Annotated in this window: 8 protein-coding genes; 2 read left to right on the top strand and 6 right to left on the bottom strand. The window is 50.6% G+C overall.

The annotated features are described in order from the left end of the window. The first annotated feature begins 78 nt into the window (after positions 1 to 78). Positions 79 to 1,842, top strand: coding sequence for a reverse transcriptase domain-containing protein (locus Dvar_RS42160; protein ID WP_419659464.1), 1,764 nt, complete (start codon positions 79 to 81; stop codon positions 1,840 to 1,842). Between the two features lie 118 nt (positions 1,843 to 1,960). Here Dvar_RS42160 and Dvar_RS42155 read toward each other — a convergent pair whose 3' ends face one another. Continuing rightward, positions 1,961 to 2,911 carry a LysR family transcriptional regulator gene (locus Dvar_RS42155; RefSeq protein WP_419659463.1) on the bottom strand — a complete coding sequence of 317 codons (951 nt, stop codon included), beginning with the start codon at positions 2,909 to 2,911 and terminating at the stop codon, positions 1,961 to 1,963. A gap of 256 nt (positions 2,912 to 3,167) precedes the next feature. Between Dvar_RS42155 and Dvar_RS42150 the strand changes: the two genes are divergently transcribed. After that, positions 3,168 to 3,350: a hypothetical protein gene (locus tag Dvar_RS42150; protein WP_419659462.1), complete on the top strand. Its 183-nt coding sequence runs from the start codon at positions 3,168 to 3,170 to the stop codon at positions 3,348 to 3,350. A gap of 1 nt (position 3,351) precedes the next feature. Here Dvar_RS42150 and Dvar_RS42145 read toward each other — a convergent pair whose 3' ends face one another. The 5 genes from Dvar_RS42145 to Dvar_RS42125 form a co-directional block, all read right to left on the bottom strand. Further along, complete coding sequence (locus tag Dvar_RS42145) at positions 3,352 to 4,152, bottom strand: class I SAM-dependent methyltransferase (RefSeq protein WP_419659461.1); 801 nt, start codon at positions 4,150 to 4,152, stop codon at positions 3,352 to 3,354. Positions 4,153 to 4,220: 68 nt separating this feature from the next. Next, positions 4,221 to 5,474: a class III poly(R)-hydroxyalkanoic acid synthase subunit PhaC gene (gene phaC, locus Dvar_RS42140; RefSeq protein WP_419659460.1), complete on the bottom strand. Its 1,254-nt coding sequence runs from the start codon at positions 5,472 to 5,474 to the stop codon at positions 4,221 to 4,223. A 157-nt stretch (positions 5,475 to 5,631) separates the two neighbouring features. Further along, positions 5,632 to 5,862 (bottom strand): KH domain-containing protein, encoded by a 231-nt coding sequence (locus Dvar_RS42135; protein WP_419664237.1) that lies wholly within the window; start codon positions 5,860 to 5,862, stop codon positions 5,632 to 5,634. A gap of 399 nt (positions 5,863 to 6,261) precedes the next feature. Continuing rightward, entirely contained in the window at positions 6,262 to 6,918 is a 657-nt protein-coding gene (locus Dvar_RS42130; RefSeq protein WP_419659459.1) for a response regulator, read from the bottom strand. Positions 6,919 to 6,931: 13 nt separating this feature from the next. Further along, positions 6,932 to 9,697, bottom strand: coding sequence for a PAS domain S-box protein (locus Dvar_RS42125; protein ID WP_419659458.1), 2,766 nt, complete (start codon positions 9,695 to 9,697; stop codon positions 6,932 to 6,934). Positions 9,698 to 10,097 lie beyond the last annotated feature (400 nt).

Below are 10,097 nucleotides of genomic sequence, written 5' to 3'. Positions count from 1 at the left end.
TAGCGGCACTGGTTCGGTTTTCATCATCGGCATGGTTGTCCCTGAATTGTTGCCCCTATTGGTAAGGAGAACTGATCCATGGCGGAAAGCGCCCCCGGAAAACTCACCCGGCAGCAGATTTACGAACGCATTCGCCAAAGCTCAAAGGATGAGTATATTCTGGAAGAGATGAACCGGCTCGGGTTCTGGCCCAAGGGCCAGGACAAGCCCAGTCCGCCCGAGGCCGTCATCGAACGCCAGGGCGCACTCGAACGCGAATTGCGTGAGCTCATGGCGATGCATCGCCTGGTGGAAGATCCGGATCAGGCGCTTAAAGCGATGCGTAAAGCCCGCATGGCCGAGTCACGCCGCAAACGCGAGGAAAACAAAATCGCGCGCATGCAGGCGGCCCACGACAGGGCCGTTGCCTGGGACCAGCGGCGCCGGAAAGAAATTCTCTTTTTGGGCCAGGACTACTCCCAAGGGCTGAACCCGGTTGCCACGCAGCCCGAAAGGCTGGCCCGCTATGACCTTCCCGACCTTGCAGACGCATCGGCGCTGGCAAAGGCCATGGGCATTGGGCTGGCCGAGCTTCGATTCCTCGCCTTTGCCCGGCCGGTATCGACGGTCCATCACTACAAGCGTTTTGAAATCGCCAAGAAAACCGGTGGCACCCGGCTGATTTCAGCCCCCATGCCCCGCATGAAGCGCGCCCAGTATTGGATACTGGACAACATCATCACCAAAATCAAGTTGCCGGGCATGGCCCACGGCTTTGTTCCTTCCCGGTCCATTGTTACCAATGCCCAGCCCCACATTGGGGCCGGACTGGTGATCAATATGGATCTGAAAGACTTTTTCCCTACGATCACCTTCCCGCGCATCAAGGGACTGTTTCTCTCACTCGGATACTCGGAGCAGGTGGCCACCATCTTCGGCCTGTTATGCTCGGAACCCGACACGGACGCGGTGCAATTGGACGGCACGGCCTATTTTGTCGGCCGCGGACTGCGTTTTCTGCCCCAGGGGGCGCCTACCAGCCCGGCCATCAGCAATATTCTGTGCTGCCGTCTGGACCGCCGGCTGGCCGGCATGGCCGCCAAGCTGGGTTTCATCTACACCCGCTATGCCGACGACCTGACTTTTTCATGCCGCGCTAATGGCCATGCACGGCTGCAGAAATTGTTGTGGCGCACCCGGCAGATCGTCACTGTAGAGGGGTTTATGCTCAATGCGGCCAAAACGCGGATCATGCATCGCGGCCGCCGCCAGGAGGTCACCGGGATTGTCGTCAACCGCAAGCTGTCCATTGATCGGAAAACCTTAAAACGCTTTCGGGCGTTGCTCTTTCAGATCGACAGGGACGGTCCGGAGGGGAAAACCTGGGGACGCGGGGGGGACATCTTTGAAGCGATTCAAGGTTATGCGCATTTTATCCGCATGGTCGATCCGGCCAAGGGGCAAAAATATCTGGCCAAGGTGAATGGGATCATTAAAAAATACAACTACCGTGCATCCCAACCCATCGCCGGGTCCCTGTCCAAACACGCGTTCAGGCAAAAAGCCGCGGCCGGCCAGCCGCCCCGTGAGAATTGGTGGCAGCCTGATGAAAAGCCCGTGCCTGAATGGGTTCTGCCAGAAGTTAAAACACCCACCCCCCGGATCGAATCCCCACCGGACGGGCAACCCGGCCCAGAACCTGTCCCTGAGCCTGATACCCCGTCCGCTCCTGCCCCGCAGCGTCCCGCTACCGGCTGGCTGCGCTATGCAGTGGCCATCTTCTGCATTGTAATGGGCTTTAAGATTTCCCCTTTGCTGGGTATATTGCTGCTCATCCTGTTTTACGCGTTCCGGCGCAGATAAGGGGCGCGAAAAGACGCAGGGCAACCGTGTGAAGAAAAATGCCAAATTACAATATCCAAATGCCAATTGAAGGATCGCATCGATTAAAAATAGACAGCATGCCGCCAGTTGGCATTTTTTATAGTTCTTCCATCAAGTTTGTACCTTGCGCTGGCCGGAAGGATTCAACCACATAGTTGGCGAAGCAGTCAACCAACTCGTTATTGGCCGATGCGGACCGGTGCAGGGAAACCTCGGATACCGGTAGCAGAGGAAATCCGTGTTCCGGGTGAAGGGGGCGCAGCCCCTCGGTCAGACTGCCGATACCGATGGGCGCCACGGCCAGCCCCGCCTTCACCGCCGCCAGAATACTGGAAATACTGGGGCTGACGAAGGCAATCCAGTATTGTCGACCCTCCGCCCGCAGTGCCTCCTCAGCCCATCTGCGGTAGATACAGCCTTTGTGATAGACCGCCAGGGGCAAGGGGTCGGCCGTATGGGCGGACCCGCTTTGCGATGTGACCCAGACAACCGGTTCCCGGTGAACCACCTGGCCGCCCGGTACATGACAATGGGAGCATGGGATCGGATATACATTGTCTTTGGATTTTTGCTTCGCATGATCATCTTTTTCAGGAATACTTTCCAGAAGGCACAGATCAAGCTCTTTTTTACGAAACCGTTCATGCAGTTCAACTCCAGGCGCACTGAGGATGTCCACCCGGATGCGGGGAAACGCTTTGCGAAAATCCGGCAGTACCGATGGTAGAAAACGGGCCGCATAATCTTCTGCACAGCCGAACCGCACGCGTCCATAAAGCTCCGGATTCGAAAATGCCGCCACAGCCTCGTCATGGACCGTCAGAATACGGTGCGCGTGCTCCAGCAGGGCATCTCCCGCAGGCGTCAGCCGAATCTGGCGGCCGTTTTTTTGAAACAGGGCGCGTCCCACATTGGTTTCCAGGCGCTTCATCTGCATGCTGACGGCAGACTGGGTGATGTGCTGCACCTGACCGGCCAGGGTAAAACTGCCGTTCTCGGCGACTGCCGCAAAGGTCCGTAAGAGATCAATCGGCAATTCAATATTCATAAACATTCCTTATGCAAAACATCAAATAGATTCATTTGTCTTATCAATTGGGATAGCCTATATTGCCGCATAAATCAACTTGCGATCGCTTGGAGAGGATACCGCTGTCGGGTAAATGGGACGGTTGTAGAAAGATACTATTTTATCTGTTGCGGATTTTGCCGATAGTAGTTTAGTATATGAGTCTCAATTAGGCTCTTAAGGAAAGGTTTCCAAGACCACTGTACCCTTCGCAGGAGAAAGAAAGGAGCCGCTCATGGGTTACAACCGTTTACGTCATCGAAATACGTTTTCCGATGTGTGGGCCATTCTCCGCCAGCCGAGCACGGCATGGATCACCCAGCAATTGCTTCCCCACATCCAGGGTGCTGATCAAAAAACGGAATACCGGGAGCGAACCACAGACAAACAGGATGTCAGCATTTTGAAATACAAATGATTTACTGCTTGTATGCAACAGCCTTAAAAAAGGTGTAGCAAAAGACACCATCCTTTTCTGTTGTGCGGTACAATCCCTTGATGCCGTCATCAAATGTCTCTGGATCAATCAAATCCGCGCTGATGGCCGATTCGCGTACGCCCTCGATCATGGCTGTGAACGTATTTTTCGTGAAGCCTTCGACAAGCTCCGGCCGGCTTGAATCAACGTAGACCATTCGCGGCGATACGTGAATAGTGTTGAAGCCCGCCTGGTTCAAAAGGGGATAGAGCGCCCGGCCGATATTGGCATTGCCGCCTGACTTTCTTTGCAGTTCAACCTGGCATTCAATCGCCTGGTGTGACGCCGCATTGTCAGGATAAAAATAGGTCGATCCATGATCACCCTCGATAACCGTGATCGTGCCGCCGACCTTGAGACTGTTTTTCAGGCGATCCAGTGCGTCTACCGGCCTTGCCAAATGCTCAAGCACAAAACAGACAAAGATGTGGTCGAATGCTTGCGCCTCAAAAGGCAGGTTGAAGATATCCGCCTGTTTGAAACTGACATTCGTACATCCCGCCTCTTGGGTTAATTGTCGGGCCTGGGCAAGTGAGCGGTCAGAAATATCAACCGCGGTGATATGGGCGTGGGGGCTGTTGCGGGCCAGCGTCACGGTTTGAGCGCCGATACCGCATCCGGCCTCGAGGATCTGACATCCTGGTGGGTATGCGGTGTCCGCGTGGAGCAATTCGACCAGCGTTGAGGCTTGATCCTGCAGTCGTATGGTTTCCCTTTGATCGTACCCATGAACATATTTCATTTTTCATTTCCTCTCTTTGAAATGCGCCTTGAATCAGAGAGGAATATACGGTTTTTGTCAATACCAAATCATCGGGAGGCCACCACATTCTTCGTTTCAATCGAATCGTCAGCCTCGAACAATTCCGGATCTACCATTGGTTTTTGTGTTTTGGCACAACTCTTTTTCTTCTGCGTGGCTGCCGTTAGCCCAACAGCTGATCCTGTTGATGAGGTCTTTCTGCGTACCGGTTTTTTCTGGGGAGCCTGATCTCTTTCTTTGAGCCATTGGGCAATCTTGGGGGCGAAGGCCTCCTGGCATTTGGAACTGACATAGATGCCAATATGACCCGTATTGAGGCAGATGTCTTCGGTATCCTTGCTGCCCACTGCCGCGGTCAGCCGGTTGCAGGCTTCTGGAGGAACCAAGTGGTCATATTTGCCGTATATATTGAGCAACGGCATGGTCAGTTTTTTAAGATTGACTTGTTTTCCCCCCACCGATAACTTGCTTTTTATGAGCTTGTTGCCCTGATAGCAGTCCTTGGTGAACTGGCGAAAAACTTCACCGGGCAAATCAGGGCTGTCAAAGATCCATTTCTCCATGCGCATGAAATTCTCAACAAACTCTTTGTCATCCATATGCTCCATGAAGCCGACGTATTTATCAATCATCAAGCGTGCAGGGTTGAGCAGCAAAAAACCGAGATTCATCATATCGGCGGGCAGGTTGCCAAAGGTATCCACCATCCGGTCGACATCCATGCGCTTCATCCACACATGCAATAGCCCCTTGTTGGTGTCAAAGTTGGTCGGCGTGACCGTAGTAACCAGGTTTTTGATTTTGTCCGGGTGCAAGGCCGAGTAGATCACGCTGAACGTTCCCCCCATGCAGATTCCCATGAGGTTGATTTTGTCAATTTGCCGGTGCTTGCGGATAAAATCGACGATATTGTCCATATAGCCGTTGATGTGATCATCAAATCCAAGAAACCGGTCTTTATAGGTGGGATACCCCCAGTCGATCATGTAAAGATCGACGCCGCTATCCAAAAGCCGTTCGACCACGCTGCGCCCAGGTTCCAGGTCCAGCATGGTTTCCCTGTTAATCAGGGCATAGGTGATCAGCAAAGGGGTCTTGCAGCGGATCGCAGTGCGGGCCCGATAATGTTTCAGCTTGACCCGGTCTTCCTCATACACGATGTCATATGGGGTTTGGGCCAGCCCCGTGTTTAAATGCCCCGAAAGAACCTTCGATGCTTTTTGAGCACGGGACTGGAAATGCTCTGCATTTTCAGTCATTTTTGATAGAATTAGATCGATTGGAATTTTTCCATGTGACATACAAATATCCCCTTGAAAAAGGTGATTCGGCCCAGTCTCATGATGTCTTGTCTGTGGATAGAAAAGCTTGGCTTGGGTAGTATCCAAAAAAAACCGCCCATCGTCGATATAGGCCCGACAGGCCAGAGTTTTGGACTGGTACTAGAAAAGCGGCGATCTATTCGACAATTTCAAGGATGGTGTTTTTGTTGATTTTTGATGCAGCGGCTCCCATAAGGGTCCGTATGGCATTGACGGTTCGTCCCTTTTTTCCGATGATTTTGCCTATGTCTTCCTTGGCAACACTCAGCTCCACAACCATCGTGTGATTACTATTGAGGGTTTTCGTATGGACATTGTTCGGTTGGTCAACGAGGCTTTGCGCAATCAATGTGATCAGTTGGTCCAATTCTGTCGGTAATCCATTCACTGTAGACACTCCTAGCGTAGATAGAGAAAAACATATGATCGGTTCAACAATAAAAAAATACAAAAAACCATTGTTACCCTTCTTAAGAACGCACCCATGATGATTTCCAAAAGATTGCTGCGTTGTTCAAGTTCTTTTAGATTTCATTTGGTAACAATGGCTTTTGTATCTTTTAAGCAACATTAGGGTTGACGCATTGAGCTTGAATGTTTCGTTTTCAAAATTTCCAGTCTTTTAAATATGTTTTTACTGGCAATGTCGCAATTGGCAAAATTCTGAAATCGATTAGGAATAATTCTTAATTATCAGTAATAAAACGGGCGCTCGGTAGCCTGGGGAAGGCCTGACAATATGGGGTAGAATAAAATCTTTACAGCCTCACAACTCTGTCATTCCTTGGCGAAGCGCATAGCGGGTCAGGGCGACTGTTGAATCGACACCTAATTTCTTCATCAGTCGGTCGCGATGGGATAAAACCGTTTTGGGGCTGATATGCAGGCGATCGGCAATATTTTTGGTATTGTGACCTTCTGCGATCAGTTGAAGCACTTCACGTTCTCGCAGGGTCAGTTGGTCGAAGGCATTGTCTTTTTGACGATCACGGCCGTGCACATGGTGATCGACGATAACACGGGCAATAGAAGGGGAAAGGTATGTCTGGTTGGCAACAACAACACGAACGGCTTCAATCAACTCTTTGCCCACGGTGGTTTTGAGCAGGTATCCGCTTGCGCCGGCTTCCATCATTGCATGGACCATTGCACTTTCACCATGCATGGAAAGACACAGCACTTTGGTTTTGCAAGGACTGGAGACAATCTTTCGTGTTGCATCGATACCGTTGAGGTCAGGCATGCCGATATCCATAATGATCACATCCGGTTCAAGCTGTGTGGTCATCTTTACTGCTTCATGGCCGGTCGAGACCTCGGCCACGACTTTTATTTCCGGATCATGCTTGAGAAGCGCGCGAAGTCCCTCGCGCAGAATGTGATGATCGTCAGCCAGGATAACGTGAATGGTATTGCCGGTCATGGGGTCCCCTATATTAATGGTTTGAGGATTGAAAAAATTTTCCGACGGGTACCTTGAGTGTCACTCGCGTTCGGTCACTGGGCGTGGAGTCAATATCAAGCTCACCGCCCAGGTCTGTCAGACGCTCCTTGATTCCAAAGAGCCCCATTCCTTTGCCCATATTGATCAAGTCTTCGTCAACCCGATGATGGAATCCTTTTCCTCGGTCCTCGACTTCAATTTTCAGAATATTGTTCTTGCAATCGATGAAAACGGTAGCTTCTTTGGTCCCGGCATGTTTGACGACATTGAAGAGGAGTTCTCGAACCGCCTTGAACAAGACGGCTGCAGTGGTATCGTCCAATATCCGGGCATGATCGCTGCCTTTGACGGTAAAACAGACATCATATCGCTTTGCCATGCTGTTGCATAGCTCAACAATTGCTTCCTTGAAACCGATCCGGAAAAGAGAAGAGGAAGATAATTCAAAACTCAAGGATCTGATTTTCTCGGCTGTAGTATGGATCAGTTCCCCTATTTCATCTCGAATCAGACGGGCCTTGGCCGGATCCAATTCTCTCTCAGCCAGGGCGAGTTTTAAACTGCAAAGCGCCAGATCCTGGGCCACGTCATCGTGCAGTCCCTCGGCAATGCGTTGCTGTTCTTCATCCTGGGCTGTAGCCAGCTTGGCAGCCAACTGCCGAAGGCGTTTTTGGTGCTCATCGCGCTGTTTTTGTTCCTCCATGCGGGTGGTGATGTCTCTCATGATGCCCCCCAGCACCGTGCGTCCCTCAAGGGTAAATTTGCTGGGTGAGATTTCAACGGGAAAGATGGAGCCATCCTTCTTGCGGTGCCATCGCACCGGAATCGCTTCCCGCAAAGTTTCCTTTAGTGCTCGCTGGATTACCGCTTTCGAGGCTTTCGGTTCACAGGTGATGTCCCAATAGGTCATACCAAGAAATTCCTCACGGGTATAACCGTACTGTTTTTCTGCTGCGGGATTGACATCCACGAAACGGTGGCCTTGCGTTTCAAACACCAAAATGGGGCCGGATTCCGCTTCAAACAGGTTGCGATAGCGTTCCTCACTTTCTTTTAACACTTTCTCTATTTGTTTGCGTTCGGTAACATCCCGAAGCGCACCGGTAATTCCAGTGACTTTACCAGCATCGTTACACTGGGGCAGACTGCGCCCCTCGAACCAGATGATGTTGCCGTTTGGTGACTGGATGCGAAATTCCACCGGAGCGGTTTCGACTTTCTGAAGGCTTTGGTCGAAAACGGCAACGGCATTTTCCCGGTCGGCGGGCATGATAAATTCAAAAAATTTGCGGCCTTGAAGGGCTTTGGGATCAAACCCATAATGCTTTGCCTGCGGCCCGAGGTAGCTCAGTCGTCCACCCGCATCGATGCTGAAAGGGATGTCGGAGGTGTTTTCGACCAAGCCGCGGAACTTGGCTTCCGATTCTGCCAGTCTGGCCGTTCGTTCCTTGACACGCCGTTCCAGTTCCTCCTCAATGCGTTTGCGCTGGGTGATGTCGGTTGAAATGCCGCATACCGCGAAAATATTTCCTTTCGCATTATGCAGTGGATATTTGCATGACAGATAGGTGTAGTCTCCGTCCTTGCGGGACAACGTCTCCTCGAATTCAACCGCGCGGTTTTCTCGCCAGACATGATCATCGTTGTTTTTATATTCCTGGGCGTGAGGTCTCAGGACGTCAAAGTCGACGTCTCTGCGACCGACAACATCATCCGGTGTACGATCGAAAAGGCCGGCGTGGTATCGGTTACTGAGAATATACCGTCCTGATTCATCCTTGACGTAAATGGCCGTATCAGCGCAATCAATGACGGATTGAAGGAGTGCCCGACTTTCGATCAATGCCGTCTCAGCCTGCTTTTGAGTGGTGATGTCCTGCGTCACGCCAATTCTTGTGCAGCCATCATCCTTCTTAAAAGATTCAGCCTTTTGCCGGACCCATTTTACTTTTCCATCTACAATCAAGCGATGCTCGATGTCGAAAGGCTTGCCTTCCAGTAATGCTTTTAAATTTTTGCCAACATCGTTTCTGTCATCAGGATGAATACCGATCAAAAAAGTTTCATAGGTAATCCTGGCGTTGATGGGTATCCCGAAAATATTATAGGTCTCATCCGTCCATTTAAACTCGTGGGTGTTGATATCCAGTTCCCATGTGCCGATGCGACCGATTTCCTGCGCTTTGCGAAGAAAATATTGCTGCCTTAAAACCGCTTCATCCGCTTTTCTTTTTGATAGGGAATTTTCCGCAAGACTGGTGATGAAACCTGCCAGTGCCTGGTTATATTTAAGAATATCCTCGACTTTGTCACGCGTGAAAACAGGTACCCGATCAAGCGCCGCCAAATAGTCGTCAATATCGAATCCAAATTTTCGGGCCTGGCGGATAAAAAATTCCCGATCAGGCGTCTCTCCCTGATAAAAGAATTGTCCCAAAAACATTGTCGCCAAATGACGTCCCGAAACGATGATCGGCACACCAATATCCCAGAGCCCGTTTTTGCATTTGTAATGGTATGCGTGCCCGTCACGCATATGGGCCTTGATGGTACGATCACTCTCCTGACATCTTATCAGGGTTTGGGGATTGACTCTGTGAAATTTAAAGCAGATGTCCTGCCAGCCGACGCTCACCAGGATTGAATCATCAACCGCATCGATAATGCCAATGGGCATTCCCGCTGCCTGGTAATGGGCATCAGCCATCTTTTGAACAGCAGCCAAATCAATTAAGTCAGCCAAGCGAAACGTTTCCATTCAGCGTCCTTGTATGTAAGTTTTATCAGCAATCAGAAATCGCAACTCTTTCAGCTATTTGGATCTTCAGCGGATAACAAGCATTACTACAGATCGGCAGCATTTCTTTCAATTGTTTGACTTCCGAAAATGTGTCGTTTTTTACACTATTGTAGCCAATAATGCGGATTGTCCATATGTATCCATTATCGATTATACACAGCGCTTTCGGATCAATTGGCTGATCGTATAAATGACATGGCATTGGATTCGATCTGTTATTTTGACAAAAATTTAGCAGACAAGGATTCGGGTAGATAGCGGGAACTAGTAGCCGTATCCATTTAAATCAGTATATTACATCAATTTGATGGATTGACACAAGCTGTTGTCCGGCACCATAGGGCCTGAATCGGTCGCC

It is taken from the genome of Desulfosarcina variabilis str. Montpellier, assembly GCF_048565275.1.
GTDB lineage: Bacteria > Desulfobacterota > Desulfobacteria > Desulfobacterales > Desulfosarcinaceae > Desulfosarcina > Desulfosarcina variabilis.
The sequence above is the reverse complement of the archived record's forward strand: the minus strand, read 5'-3'. Positions and strand labels throughout refer to the sequence as shown.